27 protein-coding genes and 1 riboswitch are annotated in these 23,231 nt (G+C 41.2%); of the genes, 14 read left to right on the forward strand and 13 right to left on the reverse strand.

The features are described 5' to 3' along the window. The first annotated feature begins 7 nt into the window (after positions 1-7). Positions 8-532, forward strand: coding sequence for a hypothetical protein (locus GJU41_RS02235; protein ID WP_070878304.1), 525 nt, complete (start codon positions 8-10; stop codon positions 530-532). 94 nt (positions 533-626) lie between these two features. Here GJU41_RS02235 and GJU41_RS02240 read toward each other — a convergent pair whose 3' ends face one another. Genes GJU41_RS02240 through GJU41_RS02250 form a run of 3 tightly spaced genes read right to left on the reverse strand, consistent with a single transcriptional unit; the run spans position 627 to position 3,996 of the window. Further along, a complete protein-coding gene (locus GJU41_RS02240; RefSeq protein WP_070878306.1) occupies positions 627-1,760 on the reverse strand; it encodes a glycosyltransferase family 4 protein in 1,134 nt (377 codons plus the stop codon). Further along, positions 1,757-2,713: an NAD-dependent epimerase/dehydratase family protein gene (locus GJU41_RS02245; protein WP_070878308.1), complete on the reverse strand. Its 957-nt coding sequence runs from the start codon at positions 2,711-2,713 to the stop codon at positions 1,757-1,759. The genes GJU41_RS02240 and GJU41_RS02245 overlap by 4 nt, the downstream gene beginning before the upstream one ends. Beyond that, positions 2,710-3,996 (reverse strand): UDP-glucose dehydrogenase family protein, encoded by a 1,287-nt coding sequence (locus GJU41_RS02250; RefSeq protein WP_070878310.1) that lies wholly within the window; start codon positions 3,994-3,996, stop codon positions 2,710-2,712. The genes GJU41_RS02245 and GJU41_RS02250 overlap by 4 nt, the downstream gene beginning before the upstream one ends. A 217-nt stretch (positions 3,997-4,213) precedes the next feature. On the opposite strand from GJU41_RS02250, the gene GJU41_RS02255 reads away from it, so the two are divergent. Beyond that, a complete protein-coding gene (locus tag GJU41_RS02255) occupies positions 4,214-5,320 on the forward strand; it encodes a glycosyltransferase (protein ID WP_070878311.1) in 1,107 nt (368 codons plus the stop codon). An 80-nt stretch (positions 5,321-5,400) separates the two neighbouring features. Here GJU41_RS02255 and GJU41_RS02260 read toward each other — a convergent pair whose 3' ends face one another. Together GJU41_RS02260 and GJU41_RS02265 are read right to left on the reverse strand one after the other, a co-directional pair. Next, on the reverse strand, positions 5,401-6,192 hold the full coding sequence (locus GJU41_RS02260) for a HipA family kinase (RefSeq protein WP_070878313.1): 792 nt from the start codon (positions 6,190-6,192) through the stop codon (positions 5,401-5,403). A 47-nt stretch (positions 6,193-6,239) separates the two neighbouring features. Then, a complete protein-coding gene (locus GJU41_RS02265) occupies positions 6,240-6,518 on the reverse strand; it encodes a hypothetical protein (RefSeq protein ID WP_070878315.1) in 279 nt (92 codons plus the stop codon). 150 nt (positions 6,519-6,668) lie between these two features. On the opposite strand from GJU41_RS02265, the gene GJU41_RS02270 reads away from it, so the two are divergent. After that, positions 6,669-7,019, forward strand: a complete 351-nt coding sequence (locus GJU41_RS02270; protein ID WP_070878317.1) for a DUF1360 domain-containing protein — start codon at positions 6,669-6,671, stop codon at positions 7,017-7,019. A gap of 359 nt (positions 7,020-7,378) precedes the next feature. On the opposite strand, the gene GJU41_RS02275 is transcribed toward GJU41_RS02270, so the two are convergent. Continuing rightward, positions 7,379-8,176: a hypothetical protein gene (locus tag GJU41_RS02275; protein ID WP_070878318.1), complete on the reverse strand. Its 798-nt coding sequence runs from the start codon at positions 8,174-8,176 to the stop codon at positions 7,379-7,381. 127 nt (positions 8,177-8,303) lie between these two features. Next, positions 8,304-9,020 (reverse strand): BMQ_0737 family morphogenetic spore coat protein, encoded by a 717-nt coding sequence (locus tag GJU41_RS02280; protein WP_070878320.1) that lies wholly within the window; start codon positions 9,018-9,020, stop codon positions 8,304-8,306. Positions 9,021-9,233: 213 nt separating this feature from the next. On the opposite strand from GJU41_RS02280, the gene GJU41_RS02285 reads away from it, so the two are divergent. The 5 genes from GJU41_RS02285 (at position 9,234) to spoVIF (ending at position 11,241) form a co-directional block, all read left to right on the forward strand. Continuing rightward, positions 9,234-9,554, forward strand: a complete 321-nt coding sequence (locus GJU41_RS02285; protein ID WP_070878322.1) for a hypothetical protein — start codon at positions 9,234-9,236, stop codon at positions 9,552-9,554. Positions 9,555-10,144: 590 nt separating this feature from the next. After that, a complete protein-coding gene (locus GJU41_RS02290; RefSeq protein WP_154317925.1) occupies positions 10,145-10,285 on the forward strand; it encodes a hypothetical protein in 141 nt (46 codons plus the stop codon). Between the two features lie 118 nt (positions 10,286-10,403). Continuing rightward, positions 10,404-10,619, forward strand: a complete 216-nt coding sequence (locus tag GJU41_RS02295) for a hypothetical protein (protein ID WP_070878324.1) — start codon at positions 10,404-10,406, stop codon at positions 10,617-10,619. 92 nt (positions 10,620-10,711) lie between these two features. Further along, the gene (locus GJU41_RS02300) at positions 10,712-10,837 is read left to right on the forward strand and encodes a YjcZ family sporulation protein (RefSeq protein WP_070878326.1); all 126 of its coding nucleotides are present in this window, start codon (positions 10,712-10,714) and stop codon (positions 10,835-10,837) included. Between the two features lie 149 nt (positions 10,838-10,986). Next, positions 10,987-11,241, forward strand: a complete 255-nt coding sequence (gene spoVIF / locus GJU41_RS02305; protein WP_070878328.1) for a sporulation-specific transcription regulator SpoVIF — start codon at positions 10,987-10,989, stop codon at positions 11,239-11,241. 63 nt (positions 11,242-11,304) lie between these two features. Here spoVIF and GJU41_RS02310 read toward each other — a convergent pair whose 3' ends face one another. Continuing rightward, on the reverse strand, positions 11,305-13,566 hold the full coding sequence (locus tag GJU41_RS02310; protein WP_224771348.1) for an ATP-dependent helicase: 2,262 nt from the start codon (positions 13,564-13,566) through the stop codon (positions 11,305-11,307). 155 nt (positions 13,567-13,721) lie between these two features. On the opposite strand from GJU41_RS02310, the gene GJU41_RS02315 reads away from it, so the two are divergent. Beyond that, a complete protein-coding gene (locus GJU41_RS02315) occupies positions 13,722-13,964 on the forward strand; it encodes a hypothetical protein (RefSeq protein ID WP_070878332.1) in 243 nt (80 codons plus the stop codon). A gap of 252 nt (positions 13,965-14,216) precedes the next feature. Beyond that, the gene (locus GJU41_RS02320) at positions 14,217-15,104 is read left to right on the forward strand and encodes an MBL fold metallo-hydrolase (protein WP_070878336.1); all 888 of its coding nucleotides are present in this window, start codon (positions 14,217-14,219) and stop codon (positions 15,102-15,104) included. Here the strand turns inward: GJU41_RS02320 and GJU41_RS02325 are convergent. The 5 genes from GJU41_RS02325 to GJU41_RS02345 form a co-directional block, all read right to left on the reverse strand. Next, entirely contained in the window at positions 15,101-15,778 is a 678-nt protein-coding gene (locus GJU41_RS02325; RefSeq protein WP_070878337.1) for a DUF421 domain-containing protein, read from the reverse strand. The two genes, GJU41_RS02320 and GJU41_RS02325, sit on opposite strands and share 4 nt — an antisense overlap. 106 nt (positions 15,779-15,884) lie before the next feature. After that, positions 15,885-16,316 carry a GNAT family N-acetyltransferase gene (locus GJU41_RS02330; protein ID WP_070878339.1) on the reverse strand — a complete coding sequence of 144 codons (432 nt, stop codon included), beginning with the start codon at positions 16,314-16,316 and terminating at the stop codon, positions 15,885-15,887. After that, on the reverse strand, positions 16,317-16,838 hold the full coding sequence (locus tag GJU41_RS02335) for a YjcG family protein (protein WP_070878340.1): 522 nt from the start codon (positions 16,836-16,838) through the stop codon (positions 16,317-16,319). It lies immediately after the preceding gene. A 72-nt stretch (positions 16,839-16,910) separates the two neighbouring features. Further along, positions 16,911-17,633 (reverse strand): alpha/beta hydrolase, encoded by a 723-nt coding sequence (locus GJU41_RS02340; protein WP_070878342.1) that lies wholly within the window; start codon positions 17,631-17,633, stop codon positions 16,911-16,913. Positions 17,634-17,723: 90 nt separating this feature from the next. Further along, entirely contained in the window at positions 17,724-18,782 is a 1,059-nt protein-coding gene (locus GJU41_RS02345; RefSeq protein ID WP_070878344.1) for a hypothetical protein, read from the reverse strand. A 170-nt stretch (positions 18,783-18,952) separates the two neighbouring features. On the opposite strand from GJU41_RS02345, the gene GJU41_RS02350 reads away from it, so the two are divergent. The 4 genes from GJU41_RS02350 (at position 18,953) to GJU41_RS02365 (ending at position 23,159) form a co-directional block, all read left to right on the forward strand. Then, positions 18,953-19,840, forward strand: coding sequence for a DMT family transporter (locus tag GJU41_RS02350; RefSeq protein ID WP_070878346.1), 888 nt, complete (start codon positions 18,953-18,955; stop codon positions 19,838-19,840). A gap of 73 nt (positions 19,841-19,913) precedes the next feature. Then, positions 19,914-20,043, forward strand: a riboswitch (SAM riboswitch). Positions 20,044-20,212: 169 nt separating this feature from the next. Continuing rightward, the gene (locus GJU41_RS02355; RefSeq protein ID WP_070878347.1) at positions 20,213-21,337 is read left to right on the forward strand and encodes a methionine biosynthesis PLP-dependent protein; all 1,125 of its coding nucleotides are present in this window, start codon (positions 20,213-20,215) and stop codon (positions 21,335-21,337) included. After that, positions 21,324-22,508, forward strand: coding sequence for a cystathionine beta-lyase (gene metC, locus GJU41_RS02360; RefSeq protein WP_154317927.1), 1,185 nt, complete (start codon positions 21,324-21,326; stop codon positions 22,506-22,508). The genes GJU41_RS02355 and metC overlap by 14 nt, the downstream gene beginning before the upstream one ends. A gap of 189 nt (positions 22,509-22,697) precedes the next feature. Next, positions 22,698-23,159, forward strand: a complete 462-nt coding sequence (locus GJU41_RS02365) for a YfmQ family protein (RefSeq protein WP_070878351.1) — start codon at positions 22,698-22,700, stop codon at positions 23,157-23,159. Positions 23,160-23,231 lie beyond the last annotated feature (72 nt).

A 23,231-nucleotide genomic window follows, 5' to 3' on the forward strand; every position in this document is an offset into this window, starting at 1 on the left:
GTATAAGATGAGTGAGGCAAAAAAAGATCACAATGAAATACCAATAGTAAAATTGGGTGATTTTTCCTTTTCTCCGCCTGGTCCAATGGGCTGGAGCTCTGCAGAGTATGAAAGCATGCTTGCAGATCCTGAAATGTTTTTGTCCCAGTATAAAATAAAGCATCCTGAACCTCAGAATGAGAATATTATGCTTGTAGAGCTTCCTGTAAGAAACCGGCGGAATTCTGCAATGAATCAAACTGCATTCGCTCCTGTAAAAAAGGAAGCCGCTCCTGTAAAAAAGGAAGCTGTTTCTAAGGAAAAGATAGCCACGTCAGCTGTTCCAGTCAAAACGGATGTCTTTGAGCCTGCAATCATGGAAGCGGTTCAGGATGATCAAGATACCTTTAATTACGATCAATTAGTGGAGCAATTGATTGATGAAGATCCTGATTTTTACAATATTCAAGACGACGGTTTTTTTATTGGAATCGGCAAGAGAAAATCAAAAACCTATTCTTCCAGAAGAACGAATCGTGTTATTTTTATCTAATCAGAGCCACAGCATGGGATGCTTGGATTTACTTTGGCGGATCACAAAAGCAGGATAATAAAGATGAAAGAACCAGCCATAACGGCTGGTTCTTTTAAGATTTTGAATAGATTTGCTCAAGCTTTTTGGCTGTATTTATAAATGAGAATTTTTCTTCGGCCATATTTCTTCCGTTTTTCGCAAAATATTCAGAGAGGCTGGTGTCTTGTAAAAGGCGTGTTATAAATGAAATGAACGCCTCTTTCTGATCATATTCTCTGATAACATAGCCATTTACATCATTAAATATGACTTCAGCATTGCCTCCCCGATCGGTCGTAAGTATAGGCAGACCAGCTGCCATTGCTTCGTAATGAATTCTGGCAAGAGGCTCGTGCCATTGCGAACTGCAAACAAGGAGGTCCCCTATCAGGAGGATGTTTGGAATATCAGGTGCTGGTATATATTTTGTGAATAGTACCTTATGTTTAATAGGTTCGGCTATTTCGTGAAGGTGTCTGACATAATCGTTCAGTCCGTTTTCACTGAACCATTTTCCGCCGACGATGACAAGAACGGCATCTGGTTCGTGTCTGATAATCTCGTACATGGATTTAATAAGCAGGTCAGGACCTTTCGTTTTGCTTAATCTGCCTATGAAAAGAATGACTTTATGATGCTGCTCCAAGCCATACTTTTTCTTCCACTCAGCTCTTATTTCCTGTCCCTTTACAGACCAGACTGGGTGGAATTTTGTAATATCAACTCCAGAATATACTACATGAGTTTTTGGTTCAGCTTGAGGATACCGGACGGTGACGGTGCGTTTAATGTATTCACTTACTGTTGTGATGCTATCGCAGTGATCAATTACTTCACAGGCTTCCTCGCGGCTCAGCTTTCTCGTCGTAAACATATCATTATGAAGACTTAAAATGATTTTGCTGTCGGGTGAAGCTTTTTTATATCTGCAAACTTCACTTGGGCGATTAAAAATATGAATGTGAGTGAATGATTTTTCTTTTAAATCCATTGCGACATTCTCTGAAAATCCAAGTCTGGGAAAGCGGATGTAGGTTATTCCGTTCTCACTGTTTCTCTCCGGCAAAAGCGGATCGGTAATAGAATAAACCGTTACCCTATAATTCTTGCTGAAATAAGGAGAGATTCCATCAAGCATAAGCTGAATGGCGCCTCCTTTAACAGCAGGTGCAGGCAGTTTTTCTGTGCAGATAAAAGCGAGATTCATATTGATTCTCCTTTTAGGATGACTTTCATATATTCAAATTCTTTGATCAGTCCTTCGCGCAAAGAAATATCAGGTGAATAGCCTAATTCTTTGGATGCATGGGAGATATCTGCATGGGTGTGTTTCGGTTCGCCGGTCGCTGCATCTAAATAGCGGATAACAGCCTTTTTGCCTGTGATTTTTTCCATTTCATTAATAATTTCATAAATGGCAGCTCTTTCTTTTCCGCCGATGTTAAAAATTTTTCCGATCGTATTCTCTGCATTCATCACAGCCGCTGTTCCTTTTACGCAATCATCAATGTAAGTAAAATCACGGGATTGAGTGCCGTCTCCGAATAATGTGAGCGGCTGATCCGTTAGAATTTGTTTGAAAAAACGGTGAAAAGCCATATCTGGCCGCTGTCTTGGCCCATACACGGTAAAATAACGCAAAATCGTAACAGGAACTTCAAAGTTCTGATGATAAACAGAGCATAAGTGCTCGCCTGCAAGCTTTGTTACCCCGTAAGGCGAGAGCGGTTCGGGCATGGCATCCTCAGCCACCATGCCGTGTTTGTATCCATAAATAGACGAGGTGGAAGCATAGATGAATTTTTTCAGATTGACAGATTTAGCCGCCTCCAATAAACGCTGGGAGGCGAGGATATTATTTTCTGTATACGGAAAAAAATCCTTGCCCCAGCTTGCTCTTACCCCTGGAATGCCTGCCAGATGATAGACAACATCTGCCTTTTGCAAAAGCTCCTCACAATCAATATTCATGATTGAGTCTTTAATAAGCTGAAAGCGCGGGTGCTGCAGCAAACTATATATATTTAAATCTTTTAAAGAAGAGGGTGTCGGACCAATAAAGCAATCGATGCCGATAAGTGTGTTTTCTTCCTGCTCCAAAAGCTTTTCGCATAAGTGAGAGCCAATAAATCCAGCACAGCCTGTTACAATAATTCTCATATGCGGCCAACTCCAATATAATCTAAATCAGCTGCCCTGATGATGTCAGGGTCCAGGCAATTTCTTGCATCAATTACTGATCTGCCTTTCATTTTACTCCGTGCCTGCTTCCAGTCGAGTCCAATAAATTGTTTCCAATCTGTTGCCACAACAGTTAGATCTGCGTCTAGCATGGCATCTTCCGGAGTCTCAGTCTGCACAATCATTCTTAGTTCATCCGGCAGAGATGCTTTTGGATCATATGCAGAAACTGTACACCCATACTCATGCAGTTTTTTGATGAATGCAACAGCAGGAGATTCGCGGATATCATCTGTATTCGGTTTAAAGGCAATACCAAGTACGGCAATTTTCATAGAGGACAGATCCTGAAACATGGCTCTTATTTTCTCTAAATAGATGTTAATCTGAGAAGCATTTACAGATTGAACAGCATCCAATATGAGAGGCTGAAGTCCGTTATTTTTAGCTGTAAAACTTAACGATTTTAAGTCTTTTGGAAAACAGGAACCGCCGTAGCCGATGCCTGCCTGCAAAAATGAGGGGCCAATGCGCGCATCTAAGCCAATACCTTTAGCAACATGCGTCACATCAGCGCCAAATTGTTCACAAAACCGGGCGATTTCATTTATAAAACTGATTTTAGCAGCCAGAAAAGCATTAGAAGCATATTTGATTAATTCTGCTCCAGCATAATTTGTGACAATAACGGGAGCTTCAATCCCGCGGTATAATTCTTTCAGTTGACCAAGCAAATCCTCGTTTTCTTTTGCTAAGCCATAAACAATCCGATCAGGAAACTTCATATCATGAAGTGCCGATCCTTCTCTTAAAAATTCAGGATTTGATACAAGGTCAAAAAGATCCGGCTGATACCCCTTATCTTTCAGAAGGTGCAGGATAGCTGCATTAGTCCCCGGGGGAACCGTACTTTTTATCATGATTATTTTATAGGAATCAAGATGTTCCATGACATCAATCATCGCTTTATATAAAAAGCTTAAGTTTGTGCTGCCATCCGGAAGGGACGGTGTACCGACTGCCATAATAATGATTTCTGCATGGTTTATGCATGAAGGAAGATCGTCAGTAAAGCGGAGCCTGCTTTTATTTTTCTGGACGCAATCTTCTAAATCAGGTTCAAAAATTGGAATAGAGCCGTTCTGCAACGATGCAATCTTTTTAGTGTCTTGATCGATGCATGTAACGTGATGACCAATATCTGAGAGAACTGCTGCAGTTGTTAAGCCAACATAGCCAGCGCCAATCACGCAAACATTCATAGTGGAAACCCCTTTCTAAACACCATCTCCCATAGCCTATTATGAAACAAGCCTGAAAGGTTACAGCATCTGAGAAAAAACTCATTAAAGAAGCTTTTAAGAAGGACAAATTGCCTTCCAGGCAACTTGTGAATAGGCTAGAACATAAAAAAATGAAGAGCGAGTGGAGGATAAGAATCCATATCTTTACCATGAGCAGAGGAGTGAATCTTCTCAGATGGAAACAATTGCCCATTATTTAATGGAAGACGTGAAAATCAATCAGCGCTTTATATATAATCAAATGGTTTATCAGGGGCTGTATCGGTCGATTGTAATCGGTCCTTTTCCAAGAAAACAGGACACTGATTTTCCAATTGAATTTTTTTATAATATTAATGAGATTTCAGATCTGGATGCGTTTTTTAAAGAACAAAAGGTAGTCGCCATCCATGCACATCACGGAAAACATGCCGTTGATGTTTTTCCGCTTGCCATGCAGCACAATCTTCCTTTTATAGTGAGCATCCGCGGTTCTGATGGTTCAGCACAAAGCGAAGTGCTTTATAATAAAAATTTTTCCCGGTACCGGTCGATAGTGAATTATGACAGCTTATTCGTTCCTGTCTGTGAGTATCTGGGAAATGAGCTGCTGAAGCTTGGTGTTCCGAGTGACAAGATAAATGTTCTATACGGGGGAATTGACCTTGATCTGTTTCCTTTCCAAGAACGCCGCAAACCGTGTGATGGGGAAATCGTCATTATTTCAGTCGGCAGGCTTGTTCAAAAAAAAGGGCATGAAACCCTTATTCATGCATTTAAAACTGTTCAAAAAAATCATCCTGAAATCAAGCTGAAAATTATCGGAGGCGGCAAAGAGAGGGCTGTTCTTCAAAAGCTGATTGAAGAACTTGAGTTAACAAAATCCGTTTCTTTATTAGGGAAAATGAGCTTGTTTGAAATAGCTGCTGAACTTCAAAAAGCACATCTCTTTTGCTTGCCAAGCGAAACGGCACAAAATGGAGATGTTGAGGGAATTCCGAATGCTTTAAAAGAAGCGATGGCCATCGGACTACCGGTCATATCAACTAGACATGCAGGTATACCTGAGCTGATTACTCATCTGCGCACAGGTTATTTAATAGAAGAACGGAATATTCAGCAGCTTGTTGACGGCATTGAATCATTTATTCGTTCACCGGAAGCTTGGAGTGAGTACTCAAAGGCTGCAAGATGCGTTATAGAGGAAAGATTCGAATTAAAAAAGCAGCTGAGAAGGCTGCATGAGCTGTATGAAAGATTTGTAAAAAATCAAATAGAATTAGAGTACAGAAACGCAGAGTGATGGCTGCGTTTTTTATGTTTGCTGCAGAGAAGGCATGGAACCAGTGAAGTTTACAAAAAGAGCCCCAACAAAAAAACACCTCACAAGGTGCTGAAATACTCGCTGTTTGCTTCAATAACCAGTTTTGGCAGCTCATGCAGCTGTTCTCTATTTAAGAAGGTATACAATTTTTCTTTTTCCGTCTCAGATACATCCCATTCAGAAGGTATTTCTTTGAGTACATTCCAAATATGATCTTGCTTAAGGTTCATGATTTTTTCACTGAAAGCAAACAGCAGAGAGGGATCTCGAACAATTGAACTTGCCCATTTATATACAGGCATTTTAACCCGGTACAATGGATCCTGAATGAGTGTTTCTTCGTTCCATTCATACATTCCAGGAAAGCATCTGCCATGGTCAATCATCCAGAAATGGTAACTCCCGCAAATATTTTTTTCGAACAGGAGATTTGTCCGGCTTCGGTCATTGTTGTTTATCCACTGATCGAACACGAGCATACCTGTGAGGTTATTAAAGTTTACTAGATTTTCTTTATGCGGAAGTTCACTGAGTTCAGCGTAAGAGACAGCATTTTCAAGAAACGGGATTGCAATCTGTTTTCCAGATTTATAGGATGCGTGACGGTAAGCAGGCAGATTTGCAAGGGAATCTATTGGCATGTCAACAATTCTCATGTTTAATACAGGCAGATCAAGAAGCCGTGCAAGCTTAACTGCAAGCCATTCATTTACAACTTCGCGTTTGCGGTATTTTCGAACATGATGAAATTTTACAACATACTTCTGATTATCATTGAATAAAAACAGATGAGCATATTTGCCTTCTAATGTCCTTAAATATTGAACTGGCACGATTTCTATTTTTGACAAGCATCCATTCCCCCTGTCATCCAGAAAAAGCTTTTAACATCCGCTCTTTATTCATCCTCCCCTTCAATGTTCTTTTCAGATACAGGCAGATCCAGTCCTGTAATTTCATTGAAAGAAAAAGACTTTTGTGATCCGCCGTGCTCGTAAAAACGGTCAATCATAAAGTGGGCGCATTCACCTTCAATATCTATAGAAATTAAAGAGGCTTCATAATAAATTTTCTCACCGGCATGTACATTGACTTCTGTACCTTCTGTTAATTGGATCAGTATCTCTTGGACAGCCTGCGTGGATCCGCCTTCACCAGAAAATTGTAATTTACTCATAAGATCCTCCTTCAATTTGATTTACTAACCAGTATATGTTGCATCTCCCCAGAAAGTATGGATATTTACCCAGTAAACGTTAACTTCGGTCATAAACGCTGAATGCTTTCATAAAATGTATCATTATCTCAAGCAAAGAAGGGGACCTGTATGATTGGATGGATCGATTTTATCCTGCTGTTTTTGGCGAGCTTCCGACTTACCAGATTGCTTGTTTATGATAGAATAACCGCATTTATCAGAAGGCCCTTCCACAGGGAAGCGGAAGAAGTATTGCCGGATGGAAGTAAACTTTCCTACATTGAAATAAAGGGCACGGGGCTGCAGAAATGGATTGGTGAATTGCTCAGCTGTTACTGGTGCACGGGAATTTGGACATCTGCCTTTTTGTATTTTATCTTTATATATATGACAGATCAGGCAGCTCCTCTCATACTCATATTGGCCATTGCAGGATGTGCGGCGATCCTGGAGTCTATCATTGAAAAATTAACATTTTAAAGAGATTGTCCAATAAGTCTCTAAAATGAAGCAGGGAGGAAAAACAAATGTTATTTCCTCCCTGCTTTTTTATGTAGACTCTATTCATAAACTTTGTTGTTTTTAGACTACATGTTAAAAATCTTGAGTGGATTGCAGCGGAAGGAACTTGACTCCTGCGGGAATTAGAGGGAAGTTGGAGACCCCTCAGGCATGCCGAGGAGGCTCCAACCCGGACCGCGGAAAGCAAGTTCCTCTCGCTGCAAGGAACGGACAACATTAATTATTGAGAACAACATTTTTTCTGTAAATAGACTTTCTGGACAGCCCATTTTTTGTTGAATCTCTTGATCGCTGCACCTGGCATTTCTTTCTGAATGTTATTGGATGGAAAGATGATTGAGCGAAGAAACACCCTTAGGGAGTTCCTTCGTATAAACAAATCCTTTTACCGATATTGGCTGTTTGCCGGGTATAGGGAAGGAAATTTCGAAACCTGAAAAAATAAGATCATCATTTGGATTGATTTGAGTTTCGGTTATTGGCTGAAGCCAGTATTGATTTTCGCTGCGAATTCGCTCTCTCCAATTTTCATGAACATGCTTCCAATGATTGCTTGTGGCATCCTCATAGATTTTGGTGTCATCCATTTTACGCTGCATAATGATTTTTCCGCTTAATGATCCGAATTGAAGCGGGGAAATTTGAATACAGATAATCGGCTGCTGAAGTGGCTGATTCCCTGTATTTTTTATAATAAAATCTCCAAATACAGACAGATTGTCATCTTCTGATTGAGGAAGGAAAAGAGATGCCTGGAAATAGGAATGAACTTGAAAAACAGGTTCAATAACAGCTGGCTTTGCTTGTTCTTCCTGCATCAGCATTTTTTTTCGGATATCAGCTGTTCTTCTTTTTTCTTCTTCAAGAGCCACTTCAAGTTTAAGTACTTTTTTTTCAAGCTGAAAAACTTCTTTTTCGTATTGTTCAGTATGAGTATGAAGAGCTTCATTTAGTTTTTCCTGCAAATACTGGTTGCGGATGATTTCTTTTTTTACCTGATTTTCTGCATCACTTACAAGCTTCTGCATGCGGCTTAGTTCAGAACGGTAATGCAGAATCTGCTGCTGAAGCTGAATGAAACGTTCTGCAGAATGAGGACCTTCTTGCTTTTTCATCTTTTGCCGCTCCTTTCTGAACTCTCTAAAGCATATGTATGAGAAACAACAGAAAATCATTTCAAATGGTTTTTATAAAAAAACAAAAAATAAGAGGCTGCTTGTTACAGCAGCCATCTTAATGGTATTAGTGTACTGGGAAGATATCCGGGCATTGCGGCGGGAATTTGTTATTGTCGCATGCGTTGATTGCTTCTGTTAGCTCATCACGCGGTCTGCAGATTTTAGCTTCCACTTCAAGTTTCACATTAGCTTCCATTTGAACATCTAAGCAGAATGTAATGGATACATCTAATTGTGAGAACACGTCTGTGCAGACTAAAGTTGCGTCGCATTCAAAGAAGTTAATATGACAATCAAGCTCTGTGCCTTCTGGTGCACAAAGAATAAAAGTTTGTGCCGTAGCGAATGGAATAGGCTTTGATTCACATAGAACGTTGTCGTTTGCATCTAAAACTTCAACTGTCACGAATCCTTTTACAAGAACTTTCACTTTTTGCAATGTAACTTCATCGCCGTGTGGAAGATTTACTTTTACATCTGTTCTTTTATCAGAAGGCGAAATTTCCTGGCAAAGGAATGATCTGCTGTCTGAATTAGGATCAATTTTACGGCCATCCTTATCACTCAGGAAACAATTGACTGTTAAATCGCCTGATCTCACCTTGTGTTTTAAGAATTTACAAAGATCATCATGTTTATCATGTTTTTCTCCGCAGTCGAATAATTTATCTAATTCTTTGTCATTAACGCTGATTAATGGCAGATCTACCGGACGAGTAACCCAGTCGTACACTTTACGCGTCTTAATACAAACTTTTTCTTTACGAGAATGTTGACTCACTGTTGTTTTCCTCCTATCTTAATTTCTCCCGTCCATTTTAATGAACAGATACATTAGGTGTCGGGACTAATGTATAGTATGTTTTTTCCCAATTTGTGTGCCGTGATAAGAGCGGAATTTTAGGTGAATGTCAGTTTCCTGCATAAATGCACGGAAGTCTGAATTTCTTATTAGTAAGGGAATAATTTAAGTATATGGAGGGAGAGGAAAAGAGTGACGAATCAGCAAACGGAAAGTGTAAAGACTCTTAAAGCAAGAATGGCCTATTTGCAGCGGGAGCTTTCGCATACAAAAGCACAGCTGCTCGATTATGAGGAGAATGGTACATTCAATGAACTTAGAAAGGAAAATAGCATTCTCAAAGAAAAGCTTAAGAGTCTAGAAGGAGAAAATCTCGTTCTATTTGAATTGCTCACGAAAAACAACACTGAAAAAGATAAAGATGATCACGAAACAGCAGAGAAGTTTGACTCATGGTTTATGAGCAACTTGAAAAGTCAAGCTTCAAAAGATAATGGGGGGCAGAAGGAGTAACTTCTGTTTTCTTTATTTTGTATTATATGTAGATTTAATTATCTGCCCGATCCTAAACTGTCTGTCGGAGCTAAACGGGCGATTCCGCATTTCGCGCTGTCCAGCTCCACCTCCTAGCCCCTCGGCCAGAACAAATTCCCCTAAAAAGTCAAAACCGGACTTTTCAGGTGAATTCTTATCTGTCTGTCGGGTCTAAACAGTCGGTTCCGCATTTCGCGGTGTCCAGCTGCGGCGCCTAACTCCTCGGCCAGAACGGATCCGTCAGTAAAGGCAAAAAGCGCCTTTACTGCCGGATCCTTATCTGTCTGCCTGCGCTAACCAGGCACCTCCGCTTTTGTAATGCTGTAGAGAAATCGAAATAATATAAATTGTATAAAAAGTTTTAAGGTTATCCACGTCCAGCTGCGGCGCCTAACTCCTCGGCCAGAACGGATCCGTCAGTAAAGGCAAAAAGCGCCTTTACTGACGGATCCTTATCTGTCTGTCGGAGCTAACCAGGCACCTCCGCTTTTGTAATTAGTTCTTTCGCTGAAGTCAAAGCTTTGTTTATAAACATACTGTATGAGTAGTAACAGAAAGGGAGGATTAGCATGCAATACAAAAAATCAACAAAATCCGCCAGTTCAAATTCAGTCGTGGTGTTTGGCTCTTCCCAATATAAGCAGTCATCCGGCAATACACTGAAGGCTGGCTGCGGGTGCGGCAAGAAAAAGAAGATTGTTAAAGAATAGGGTTGTACATTAAATAAAATAAAAAATCCTCTGTTGCCACAGGGGATTTTTTATTTTTCCAGCTTTAAACAGGCAAAATGCTTTCTTATTGAATAAGTTATTTGGAGAGGTGAGTGATTTGGGAAAGCTTAGCGGGGAATTCGAAAAGTTTCTTGATGGGCTTTATGGCCGCCATGATGAGATTCAGGAAAAGCATTCGAAATGGATGAACGAAAAAGAAAAGGACTTAGATTCACTGGACATCTCAGCAGGCAAATTTGAAGGACGGATGGAGCAGATGGCAAATGAAGCGGAGAGATGGATGACAGCAAAGGAAAAACATCAAAAATTTTAAATTTCCGCACTTTACCTACTCAATCTGTCCAAACAAACAGGTACATCTGACATAAGATGTATAGACGAAATGCAGAAGGAGGTGGCTAGGATATGGGTTACGGATATTGTGGATATGGCGGCGGTTACCAAGGCGGCGGCTACTACGGTTCAACATTCGTATTAATCGTAGTATTGTTCATCTTATTGATCATCGTAGGTGCTTCTTTCTATAACTAAGCATAACGAAATCGAATGAATAGGAAGTACGGGCATTTTTTGTCCGTACTTTCCTTTTTTTAAAGCTTTTTTAAGGATTTTTTAAAATAAGATAGGCACAACAGATCCAGAGCTTCATAGGATATATCATCATAAAGGAGGCAACAAACATGGATAATCACTTCTTTAAAAATCTTGAAAAGAAAACAGGCGTAAATATGAAGGAAGTATTAGATCTTGCAAACTCCCTTCAAAATGCCAATTTCAAAGATGAACAAACCGTCCGCGGAGTCATTCGCCGCGTCTCTCAAATTGCCAATAAGCCTGTTAATAAAGAAATGGAAGACAAAATCGTAAACAGCATTGTAAATGGAAAAGAGAAGCTGGACTTTGGAACCATTTCTAAGATGATTAATAAGAAATAAGAAAATGGCCTCTCCAGATTTGGAGAGGCCATTTATGGGTTTGGACTGAACTTGGCTGATTCCTTAAACCATCAATCCTCTGATAAAGCGTGACGGAATGGCTTTTCGTCCCCGTCTGAACTGAGGAACTGATACAGATAGAGAAGATTTCGCACGTGTCATAGCGACATACATTAAGCGGCGTTCTTCTTCGATTGGCTTTTCATCGCCCTTTCTGAAGGAGTCCAGCGCGAAATCATGCGGCAGGCCTCCGTCTACTGCCCCTAAAATATAGACATGTTCATATTCTAAACCCTTCGCCCGGTGAACAGTCATCAGCTGAACAGCACGCGGGTCCCGCTTTTGTTTCCATTCCTTCGATTTGGCTGTCATATGCTCGACATGCTCCAGAAGTTCTGCGACCGTATCAAATTTATTGGCAAGCACTCTTAAATCCTTCAGATCGTCCGAGCCTTTTTCAATGGCGTTCCCTTCATTGCCCCGCTTTTTCAAAAAGTCGGAGAACCCCATGTCTTTTTCAATCATATCAATGGCAGCTGCAGGCTTTAGTGTTTTCAGCTTTGCAAACATCGGCACAATCCGCTTGATTTTTGCCTTTTGAAACGGCTGAAGGGACTCAAGTTTAGTCAGCGCCTCAACGAATGTGCAATCGTGTGTGATGGAAAAAGCCTTCAAGTCGTTCAGGGCACTCTGTTTTATAAAAAGAGCGCTCATCACATGGACGATGGCTGCAGAATCGTCCGGGTTCATACCGAGTCTTAAGTATGCAAGCAGCCCCTTAACCATTCTTCTTTCGTAAAAAGAGAGGCCTTCCTGTTCAATCGTAAAGGGGATGCTCGATTGAGCGAGCCGTTCGAAAATGGCACGGCCTGCCGTATGAGTACGGTACAGGACGGCAAACTCACCTGGTTTTGCTCCGTTTTCAAGTTTTTCCTTCATGTCATTCACAACAAGCGTGGCTTCCTCTTCTTCATCATGAGGAAAAAAGAAGAGGGGAGGTGCTTCGTTTTGATATTGTGCGTTCATGGCTTTTTGATGGCGCTGTTTATTTTTAGAAATAACCGAATTGGCGCTTGAAACAATTTCGTGGCTTGACCGGTAATTCTCTGCAAGTGTCACAATTTTCGCGTCAGGAAAATCACTTTTAAAATTCAGAATAAAAGAAGGATCACTGCCCCTGAATGCGTAAATAGATTGATCATCATCACCGACAACACAAAGCTGATTGGTCTGGGATGACAGCATTTTTAAAAGCTCATACTGAACAGGATTAATGTCCTGGAATTCATCCACTAGAAAATAGCGGAACCGCTTTTGATATTGAGCAAGCAGATCGGGATTTTCGAGTAATAACTCGTAGCATTTAATCAGCATATCATCAAAATCAAACTGATTCTGAGCGCTCTTCATTTCTTCATATTTTTCGTAAAGAAATAAGGCTTGTTCTTCCCATTCTGTTTCAGGCTTAATGTCGCGCTTAGAAAGAAATGTATTTTTCCAGAAGCTGATCTGCTGCAGGGCCTGATCGTATGGAAACTCCTTTTCATCCAGACCAAGCTCGCGTCCGGCTGATTTTATGTACTGCTCTTTCTGCCAGTCCCATTTAATCAAGTGCTGCCCGTTCCACCTTTCCTGATCACTATGCAGCAGAATCTTATAAAAAATGCTGTGAAACGTTCCGCACACAAGTCTGCCTGAAGCTTGCGAAGTCGAATATTCATTCAGGCGGTGCTTCATTTCCTGAGCTGCCTTTGAAGTGAAGGTGACAAGCATGATGGAGCCGGGATTTATTTGCTGTTCCTCCATCATATAAAGAGCGCGTGTGGTTAAAACACGTGTCTTGCCGCTCCCAGCGCCCGCGAGAACAAGAAGCGGACCGTCAATCGTAGTAACAGCTTCAAGCTGTGTATCATCAAGCTTTACTTCCAAAATACTTTTTGCAGCCGTTTTTTCTTTTACAAGGAGCGGAGCAGCCCCAAGTTTTGCAAGCTGATATGGCTTCCAGGCCGATTCTTTTTTAGGCTGATCTTCTCCAATGGCTCTTTGTGACGGCATACGAAAACCGTTCGTTTCTTTATAAACAATTTCCTTTGAGGCAGCCGCCTGCTGGATTGTTTCGCTGTATTGTTCACATTGCTCATGTACCGCATGATCAGCATGATAAAAATAAGGTTTTTGTTTGATGCCCAAGTATAGCTTTAATGGATGATTGCAGCATGCGCATGTCACTTTTCCATGAAGGCTTGCTTCATAGATTTGCTGAAACCGTTCTCTGGCCAAATAAGGGAGCTGTATAAATTCATTTTTAAATTTTCCGCAAATCAACGAAAGTCCTCCCATAATTTCACAGTAAAATGCGTATCTTTATGGATAAAGACACAAACTCTATCTTATCAAAAGGAAGCAAAACAAAAAAGGGGAAGGAAGATTCGTTTTAGAGCACGAAATAATGGGAATAGATTCTGACAGGGGTGATGAAGATGAGTTACGTAGCACCAATTCAAATAGATCAGTATGTGCAGTATGCCAACCGGATGGTAAGGCACAAGCAGGATTATGCAGAATTATCTAGTGTCACGCGAACCCAGCTTAACACCAGATCAGCTGAAGAAGAAAAGAAATTTGCCAGTATGCATGGTCAGGCAAAAAGAACAAAACAGGTCAGGGAGATGTATTTCAAAAAAATGACAGGGAATGGACGTCTGTTTAACGAATCTGTTTAAGAAGATTATTTGAAGACTCTTTTCGTAAACATTATTGCTTTTAAACTAGATATATAAAACCATAAGTGGATTGTAGCGGAAGGAACTTGACTCCTGCGGGAATTAGAGCGAAATGGGAGACCCCACAGGCTGGCCGAGGAGGCTCCCACGCTCCCCGCCGAAAGCAAGTTCCTGGAGCGGAAAGTAACGGACAACATTTATGTTTGAAAACAACAATCTATGCGAAAAAAGCCTATTTGAAAGAGGTATGTCATGAAATTGATTCAACTATCGGATAAATGCTTTTATTTTCAAGGGGCTGTCAATATCGGCTATATCAAGAGCGGCAATTCCGGAATGCTTATTGATGCAGGTCTGGATGCTCAAGCAGCAAAAAAAGTCTGCAGACAATTAACAGACCAGAGCTTTCCTTTAACCCATTTATTTATCACCCATGCACATGCCGACCATTACGGCGGTGCAGCATATATTCAAGAAAAGCATCACGTTTATACATTCGCTTCAAAAGAAGAGGCAGCCATTTTAACGAATCCAATATTGGAACCGCTTTACTTATTTCAGGGCAATAAGCCATTGCCAGAGCTTCGGAATAAGTTCCTTGAAGGTGCTCCTATTATTATCGATGAAGAGGCAGCGGAAGGAGAGCACCAATTTGGCGATGTTTTATTTGAATGCATCGCATTCCCAGGTCACAGTCTTATGCAGCTTGGCGTAAAGGCGGATGGCATCTTATTTGCTGCAGATGCCTATTTTGGGACAGAACAGCTGAAAAAACATAAGATTCCCTACATAATAGATGCGGAAGATACGCTTCAATCTTTAGAAAAACTGTTAACAATAGAATGTCTTGGAGCGGTACCGGGACATGGAAGCTATGAGGAAGGATTTCGAGAAACGGTCAAGCAAAATATAGCATATCATCAGCATGTTCTCGATGTGCTTTATAGCTTTCTTTTAAGCGGTCCCCATACTCATGAGCAGATCATTCAAAAAATGTGCCGGCAATTTGACGTGAATCCCCCGTCACTTTCATCATGGCTGCTGTATCGAACGGCAATCACGGCATACGCCACTAAGCTCGTGAAAGATCAACAAGCTCAAATGGTGATTGAGGATGCCATTCTTTATTTGAAGTGCTAGTTCATTTTTTGCAGAAAAAGTCCGTCTCCTTCAAGCCATTCAGCGTATAAGACCTCTCTGTAGGTCTTTATATTTTGTTTTCTGAGCTCTGCCTGAAGCCATTCTTCCGAAAATCCTGCTTCTTTCACATTATCAAGCAAGACTTCCCCATCCAGAATCATGGAAAAAGGCAGAATCGCTCTTTTTGGCTCCATTTGAAAGTCGTGCCGAGTCGGGGTATCATACTTTGGCTTTTTCAAAATATTTACTGTCCCGTCAGTTTCCAGAACAGCAAAAGCTACCTCTCTCAGGGAGAATGCGCCTCTTGCCCTTACTAAATGCTGAAGCTGATTGATGTCTAGTTTAGATCCCTTTAAAGCTTCACGTAATATCTCCCCATGATGAATAATAATAGTCGGTCTTCCTTCTAGAAATGCTCTCGTTTTTTTCCACTTTTGTGTAATGATTTCAAGTAGATAAATAAGTGTTCCCCATACAGTGATGGCGAAGAGTATTTTAAGTATGCCGGTATCATCATCAAAAACGGCATTTCCTACAAGCTCTCCAAGTACTAGAGCAGAAATGAAATCAAATGTTGTAATTTGGGTAATTTGCGTTTTACCTAATATTCTCGTTAAGAAAAATAAACCGAAAAAACCGATGATTAAATCAAGACCTGTATATACAAATTCCATAACGTCACCTTGTCTCATGTTAGATGAATTTAGCATGTGCAGCTTAGGGTGTTTTTATTGAGAAAGAAAAAGAAGGAAAAATAAAAAGCAGCGGAAATCGCTGCTTTTAGAATTTTATTTCTTTAACCATCGTTACATGCGGAATGCCTGCATCCAAAAATGTTTCTTTTGAAATGGTGTTATAGCCAAGCTTCTCATAGAAAGGCTCTGCATGAGTTTGTGCATTCAGTTTTAACGTCTGCATTTCTTTTGAAGCAGCAATCTCTTCAAGCTTTTCCATGATGATTTTGCCTGCACCTTTAGATCGGTAATCAGGAAGCACGCAAATGCGTTCAATTTTGCCGATGCCGTTCAGGATGCGGAAACGTCCTGCGCCGACTGGCTTGTCGCCGTCATATAAAACAACGTGAGAGGCTTCTCTTTCAAATTGATCGATTTCCTCTTCTTCAGGAACTTGCTGTTCTTCTACGAACACTTTTGTGCGGACGTCATAGGCGTCCTGCAATTCTTCATCTGACTTTACAATTCTTGCGATCACTTACAGACCTTCCTTTCCAAGCAGAAATGTTTCATAAACCGTCCAAGATCCATTTTCCAGCTGATAAAGGAGATGAAAGCGGTCAACGGTTTCTTCGTGCTGAAAATCTGTCATTTTCAGGCGGCCAAGCACATCTGAATGTTCATCGTCAGACAGCTTTTGACCAATCGTTATATGCGGAACAAAGGCATATTCTGGCTCGAAATTTGAGAAATATTCGCCGTGCAGCGCATCATACAGATTCAAGATTTCTTCTGTCGGCTCCACTTTAAGATAAATGACATTGTTTACTGGTGAAAAGGAGCTGAATTTTCTAATTGAGAGTGAGAGCGGCTGCATTCTTTGTGCAATCTGGCGCAGCTCTCTTGAAATGTCCCTTACTTGCTCATCTGTCGCTTCAAATGGCTGTTTAAGCGTTAAGTGAGGAGGAATCAATGCATAATTGGGATCATAGCGCTTTCGGTAAGAGTTAGCTGAATCCTGCAGTTTTTTTGATGGAAAAATGGCAATTCCGTACTTCATAAGGGTTCCCTCCCATGTATATATATGTATTCATAGTATATCAAAATTTAAGGATTGAAGCATATGAGACCATTAGAACATTGTTTTTAAAATCTTTTTCAAAGACGGCTGCCAGTATGTCCATTTATGATCGCCTTCAAACTCTTCATAAACGGATGGAATTCCTTTTGCTTCAATGGCTGCGTGCAGTTCCCTGTTTGGAGTCAGGAAGTCCAAAACGGCGCCATCTGTCGTTTTTACTTCTGTTTCTTTCGTGCCGATTTGATGATAAATCGATAATAAGGCAGGGGAAGAAAAATCCTTCACCATCTGCAGAACAGCTTCATTTGCATAAGGTGATTGCATCATGACTTTTCCAAACGTATTCGGATAAGTAAGAGCAGTCATAAAAGATACAGTTCCAGCAAGTGAATCTCCAATCAGAGCCCGTCCAGCCCCCATTTGATAGGTTGGAAACTCTTTGTCCAAAAACGGAACAACTTCATGAGCTAAAAAGCGAATATAGGCTTTTTGCTTCGGCCCTTCAGGATGATATTTATCACGGCGGTCTTGCACGTCACGATATGGAATTCCGACGATGATCACATTTTCAATTTCTTTCCTGCTTAACAGCTCCTCTGTCTGCCTTGGGATGCGCCCGAGCCTGAAGTAATCCTGACCGTCCTGTGCAATGATCAGGCTGTACTTATAAAGAGGCGAATAATTCTTCGGCAAATAAATCAGGAGCGTTACTTCTTCTTCTAATTCCTTTGAATAAAGCAGCGTCTCTTTTACAATTCCTGCTTTTGCTGTCATCACGATACCCCCAAAGATGATGGACGAATCACATCCATTATTAAAAACGCTTCCATTCATTTTAGCATGAATTGCGGCAAAATTCTTGCTTCACACGCGATTGATTTTTGCCGAAACCTCTGAGATAAAACGGCGGGCTTCATCGGCATTTAGTAGAATGACATCTGCTTTCTTTTTGAATCCATACATGAGCTCTGCAGTTACAGCTTCTTTTAAAACGATTTTAATGGCTGGTTTTTCTTTTATGAAATCAGGCAGACTCAAATCCAGAACGGTTTTTTCTTGTTCTCTCGTTAATTTTTTAGGGAAATCATTGTCTATTATCTCTTTTATTAAGTGAAGCGGAATAATGATCCGTTTAGAGATTCCAGCCTGAAGGTATAAGCTATGCTCCGTCAGTCTGTACGGAGTCAGCCTTATAGCTTGAAGATCTGCCAGAATAAAGAGAACTCCATAGCTGTTTAAAATAAGCAATACCCATGAAAGAACGGGACTAAACGAATGAAGAAGAAAATGAAATCCAGCTGTTTCAATGACAATTGCGTGAATCAGCATGATGTTTAGGGCAATAACACTTGTTTGATGATGAGCGGTGAAATAAACACCTGCATGCTGTGGAGCTTTTTTCCGCCAATTGAAGAAAGCATAGTAGAAAATGGAAATCTCCGTAAAAAGGATATCCATCAGGCGGTTTGAAGGCACATGCTTTTCAAATACGGCTTTAGCTTTAGGAAAAAAGAAGGGGAGATCAATATTCAACTTGTAATCTCCAATGATTCGCGGAAGTTTCTTAAAAAAGAGAATAAGGATAAAAATCTCCGCGAGTAAAACAAGAGCTTCACAAGCAAAAAGCAGCCACGGTATAAAGGAGTAAGCCTCCACTTGCTGAGCGGGGATGAGAAAGCGGGCAAATCCATAACCGGCAAGGATGACAGGAAGCAGATAGGTAAGAGAGTACCTTTTTCTTAAAATAAACAAATAGGTTAAAAGCGGTATCACAACCAGGAAATCAAGCAGAGATCCTAGAGCTGCTCCCTGTGGAACAGGCTGCATGAATGGAAAACGGTAGATCGCGGCATTCGATCCGGCAATGAGAAGAACCAGGGCTGCAAAAAGACCCCATTTTGGCTTTGTTAATGAATGTGTCATTCGTATCGCCACCTTTCACTTATAGAATAAATATATCATGAAAATATGTAAAAAAAAGACAGTTGATTTGAACTGTTTTTGACAGATTCAGGACGCGGCATAATTCCATTCTTCAGCACATATTCCTTATATGAAGACAAGCCTGATGTGAGGGAGGGAAATGCCTGAAAATGAGGAAAGCCGTTCATGTGACAGCAAGTATCTATGCAGCCGTTTCTATTTCTTTTTGGGGAATATCCTTTGTTTCAACGAAAGCTGTTTTAAGTCAGCTAGAACCTTTTACATTGCTTGCTTTTCGCTTTTTTATTGCAGCGGTCTTTTTATTTTTCCTTCTTTTGCTCCTTCGTCAGCCATTTAAATTGAAGGTGGATCATCTTCCGTCCATTTTTATCCTTTCTGTGCTTGGCATCTTTGTCCATCAGGTGATTCAAGCAGCAGCCCTTCAGTCTATTCAGGCATCGCAAGCGGGATGGATCATCTCTTTTTCCCCGATTTTCACAGCTGTTCTGGCCACTCTCTTTTTGAATGAAACATTTACGTTATTTAAAGCAGCAGGCATGACAATTGCTGTACTGGGCGTTCTTTTAATAACTTCATTTGGACAAGGTGGCTCTTTGACTTTCCATGCTAACATCGGTTACGTGCTGATGATTTTAAGTACATTGAATTGGGCGGTTTATTCGATTCTGATAAAAAAACTGAAGATCCCATATCCCGCGCTGACAGTTACTTTTTATACATGCTTCTTCGGCTTTATCATGACACTGCCTTACTTTTTAAGAAATAAAGGCTTGGTTCAGATGGCTTACCTGACACCGGAAAACTGGACTCATTTGCTGTTTCTCGGAATTTTTGTCTCCGCAGTCGCATACTGGTTTTGGGGCAAAGCGCTCGAAGTCATGGAGGCAACTAAAGTGTCATCTTTTCTGTACTTTGAACCCCTTGCAACTGTCATTGCAGCAGTCATATTGCTGCATGAACCAATTTTGAAGGCAAGCGTGGCCGGAGGTCTTCTGATTATTGCCGGGGTGATGATTGTAAACCGTAAATATTCATAAAAATACCTTGCAAAATATTTGATAATGAGATAAGGTTATAAAAACAATCAATTCAAAAAGTTCATACTATTTATTCTTATCCAGAGAGATGGAGGGTTCTGGCCCTGTGAAATCTCAGCAACCGGAAAAGAACGGAGAATCTTTCTGTTCGAACCAAGGTGCTAAATCCAGCAAGCGCAGGTAATAAGCTTGGGAGATAAGGAGAAGCAATCATTTGATATCAACGTCTTCTTCTTAAATGAGGAAGACGTTTTTTATTTTTATATTATTGGGATGCAGCCTTCTTGCTGGATCAGATGGAATAGCAGTCATTAGTTTTAAGCACACAAATGGAGAAAAACTTGCAGAAACTATTATGGGACGGTGTTGGAAATGTCAGAACGCATTGAAACAATCTTAGCTCAAATTGGAAATCGAAGTGAAAACGCAACGGGAACCGTGAATCCGCCCGTCTATTTTTCTACAGCATACAGGCACAATGGAATTGGGGAGTCTACTGGATTTGATTACGTCCGCACCGGAAACCCGACGCGGCAGATTCTTGAAAAGGCCATTGCAGAGCTTGAGCATGGAGATCAGGGCTATGCCTTCAGTTCAGGGATGGCAGCAATTCAGACGCTGATGGCTTTATTTAAAAGCGGAGACGAGCTCATTGTATCCTCTGATTTATATGGAGGTACCTACCGATTATTCGAACGGGAATGGAGAAAATATGGACTTGTTTTTCACTACGCAGATTTTAAAGACGAGGACTGTACGCAGCAGCTGATCAATGAACGCACAAAGGCCATTTTTCTTGAGACCCCGACAAATCCTTTGATGCATGAAACAGAGGTCAGCAGGATTGCGAAAATTGCCCGAGAAAACAATTTGCTGCTGATTGTCGACAACACGTTTTATACGCCGATTCTGCAAACACCGATTTTAGACGGAGCCCACATCGTGATCCATAGTGCCACCAAATATTTAGGCGGTCACAATGATGTGCTTGCCGGTTTGGTTGTTGCGAAGGGAACGGAGCTCTGCGAGGAGCTTGCCCAGCATCACAACGCAATCGGAGGGGTGCTCTCTCCTTTTGATTCCTGGCTCCTGATCCGCGGAATGAAAACTTTGGCACTGCGGATGAACCAGCATGAGAGAAATGCGGCCCACCTCGCAGAATTTCTTGAAAAACAGGCAGAGGTGACAGATGTACTTTATCCCGGAAAAGGCGGAATGCTTTCATTCAGGCTGCAGAAGGAAGAATGGGTGAATCCATTTTTAAAAGCCTTAAAGACGATTACATTTGCAGAAAGCTTAGGCGGAGTGGAAAGCTTTATCACATATCCGGCGACGCAGACACATATGGATATTCCTGAAGAGATTCGCGCGGCAAATGGCGTGTGCAACAGGCTTTTGCGCTTTTCTGTCGGCATTGAATACGCAGGAGATTTGGAACTGGACTTAACACAGGCATTTGAACTGATGAAGGAGGCGGAGAAAGTTGAGCAACGGTGATTGGAAATTCGAGACGAAACTGCTCCACAATCGTCAAAAGGTGCAAAAGGAAACAGGAGCGGTAAGCGTGCCGATTCATCATTCCTCTACTTTTCACCAATTTGACTTTGATGACTACGGCAAATTTGATTACAGCAGATCCGGAAACCCGACGCGCGAGGCATTAGAAGAAACCATTGCTGAACTTGAAGGCGGCACAAAAGGATTTGCCTTTGCTTCTGGAATGGCGGCCATTTCAACCTGTTTTTTATTGCTGTCTAAAGGCGACCACGTTTTAATCACGGAAGATGTATACGGCGGAACATACCGGATCATCACAGATGTATTGAGCAGATTCGGCATTGAATACAGCTTTGTCGACATGACTGATTTGCACGAAGTGGCATCGCACATCAAGCCAAATACAAAAGTAATCTACGTGGAGACACCGTCTAATCCGCTTTTGAAAATTACCGACATCCAGGGCATTACGAAACTTGCAAAAGCAAATAACTGTTTAACCTTTTTAGACAATACATTTTTAACACCTGTCCTGCAGCGTCCGCTCGAGCTCGGAGTCGATATCGTGCTTCACAGCGCAACCAAGTTTTTGGCCGGACACAGTGACGTCCTTGCCGGTCTTGCAGTTGTAAAGGATGCTGAGCTCGCTGCACAGGTTGGAAAACTGCAAAATGCGTTCGGTGCGGTACTCGGCGTGCAGGACAGCTGGCTTGTTCTCCGCGGAATCAAAACGCTGAACGTCAGACTTCAGCAATCATCCGCATCGGCTCGGAAGCTCGCAGAATACTTGTCGAAGCATAAAGCTGTCCGTCACGTGTATTATCCTGGACTAACGTTCCATCCTGGCCACTCCATTCAGCGCTACCAGGCGGACGGACCGGGTGCCGTGCTATCGTTCACACTGGCTGATGAAGATGCGGTCCGCACACTTGTCAAAAATGTGGAGCTCCCAGTATTCGCAGTCAGCCTCGGCGCTGTGGAATCCATTCTTTCATACCCGGCAAGAATGTCGCATGCCGCTATGCCAAAAGAAGAGCGGGAGCGGCGCGGGATCACGGATGGTTTACTGCGCATCAGCGTCGGCCTTGAAGATGCAGACGACTTGATCAAAGATTTTAAGCAGGCCTTGGCAAAGCTGCCTGCGCATGCGCATAATAAGTTGAGAGCTTGATAGAGTTAAGGACGATTCCATTTGGGGATCGTTTTTTTTTTGCAGGGGATTCATTTCGAAAGACAACTATAAAATGGATGGTCAAAATTATTCCAAATTGGACGGTTATTACATGTGTTCTTAATTGTATAATATTGTCGGACCCCTAGGATGGAATAGATAAGTTAATAAAGTAAAGGTGATGAAAATATGACTTTGGCAGTTTTAATTTCTTTAATTCTAATGAGTGCTATAAAAATACTAATGACCTGTCTTCCAACTTTTAGTGTCGATTGGCTTATCAGCAAATTTGAGATTCATTCAAAACTCAGTGACTCAAATTCTACAGTAACCATTGATGGGAAATCCTTGAAAGGTGAAGGCAAAATACAAGTAATTAATGATTTTAACGAAGCTGTTTTTTTAAAAAAATATTATATTTATCCAGGGAGCGAGAATTTATTTTTACATCCGGAGAACGGCGGGACGCCAATTATCATTGATACTAAAAGAGGAAAAAAGGATGTTAGAATCTTTATATACAGTTACAAAGATCGCGTTTATGTAGTAAAACGGTTCAAAAAGAAAATAGCAGCCTACAGTCTGCTTTCTGATAGCCTCCAAAACCGTTCGAATTCAGTATCAGAGGGAATCGTGTTATCCTCCTTTTAGTTTGACTATTCAAAAAAGATACGCTATCTTTCTATACATAAGCTGATCGGAAAAACCGAAGGCCCTTAACAT

It is taken from the genome of Metabacillus idriensis, from assembly GCF_009674765.1.
GTDB lineage: Bacteria > Bacillota > Bacilli > Bacillales > Bacillaceae > Bacillus_P > Bacillus_P idriensis.

What these genes read in the sequence shown, in the direction of transcription:
- GJU41_RS02235 (WP_070878304.1), top strand. Translation starts at nt 8, where the DNA reads ATGAGTGAGGCAAAAAAAGATCACAATGAAATACCAATAGTAAAATTG.
- GJU41_RS02240 (WP_070878306.1), bottom strand. Translation starts at nt 1,760, where the DNA reads ATGAATCTCGCTTTTATCTGCACAGAAAAACTGCCTGCACCTGCTGTT.
- GJU41_RS02245 (WP_070878308.1), bottom strand. Translation starts at nt 2,713, where the DNA reads ATGAGAATTATTGTAACAGGCTGTGCTGGATTTATTGGCTCTCACTTA.
- GJU41_RS02250 (WP_070878310.1), bottom strand. Translation starts at nt 3,996, where the DNA reads ATGAATGTTTGCGTGATTGGCGCTGGCTATGTTGGCTTAACAACTGCA.
- GJU41_RS02255 (WP_070878311.1), top strand. Translation starts at nt 4,214, where the DNA reads ATGGAAACAATTGCCCATTATTTAATGGAAGACGTGAAAATCAATCAG.
- GJU41_RS02265 (WP_070878315.1), bottom strand. Translation starts at nt 6,518, where the DNA reads ATGAGTAAATTACAATTTTCTGGTGAAGGCGGATCCACGCAGGCTGTC.
- GJU41_RS02270 (WP_070878317.1), top strand. Translation starts at nt 6,669, where the DNA reads ATGATTGGATGGATCGATTTTATCCTGCTGTTTTTGGCGAGCTTCCGA.
- GJU41_RS02275 (WP_070878318.1), bottom strand. Translation starts at nt 8,176, where the DNA reads ATGAAAAAGCAAGAAGGTCCTCATTCTGCAGAACGTTTCATTCAGCTT.
- GJU41_RS02290 (WP_154317925.1), top strand. Translation starts at nt 10,145, where the DNA reads ATGCAATACAAAAAATCAACAAAATCCGCCAGTTCAAATTCAGTCGTG.
- GJU41_RS02300 (WP_070878326.1), top strand. Translation starts at nt 10,712, where the DNA reads ATGGGTTACGGATATTGTGGATATGGCGGCGGTTACCAAGGCGGCGGC.
- spoVIF (WP_070878328.1), top strand. Translation starts at nt 10,987, where the DNA reads ATGGATAATCACTTCTTTAAAAATCTTGAAAAGAAAACAGGCGTAAAT.
- GJU41_RS02315 (WP_070878332.1), top strand. Translation starts at nt 13,722, where the DNA reads ATGAGTTACGTAGCACCAATTCAAATAGATCAGTATGTGCAGTATGCC.
- GJU41_RS02320 (WP_070878336.1), top strand. Translation starts at nt 14,217, where the DNA reads ATGAAATTGATTCAACTATCGGATAAATGCTTTTATTTTCAAGGGGCT.
- GJU41_RS02325 (WP_070878337.1), bottom strand. Translation starts at nt 15,778, where the DNA reads ATGGAATTTGTATATACAGGTCTTGATTTAATCATCGGTTTTTTCGGT.
- GJU41_RS02335 (WP_070878340.1), bottom strand. Translation starts at nt 16,838, where the DNA reads ATGAAGTACGGAATTGCCATTTTTCCATCAAAAAAACTGCAGGATTCA.
- GJU41_RS02340 (WP_070878342.1), bottom strand. Translation starts at nt 17,633, where the DNA reads ATGACAGCAAAAGCAGGAATTGTAAAAGAGACGCTGCTTTATTCAAAG.
- GJU41_RS02345 (WP_070878344.1), bottom strand. Translation starts at nt 18,782, where the DNA reads ATGACACATTCATTAACAAAGCCAAAATGGGGTCTTTTTGCAGCCCTG.
- GJU41_RS02350 (WP_070878346.1), top strand. Translation starts at nt 18,953, where the DNA reads ATGAGGAAAGCCGTTCATGTGACAGCAAGTATCTATGCAGCCGTTTCT.
- GJU41_RS02355 (WP_070878347.1), top strand. Translation starts at nt 20,213, where the DNA reads ATGTCAGAACGCATTGAAACAATCTTAGCTCAAATTGGAAATCGAAGT.
- GJU41_RS02365 (WP_070878351.1), top strand. Translation starts at nt 22,698, where the DNA reads ATGACTTTGGCAGTTTTAATTTCTTTAATTCTAATGAGTGCTATAAAA.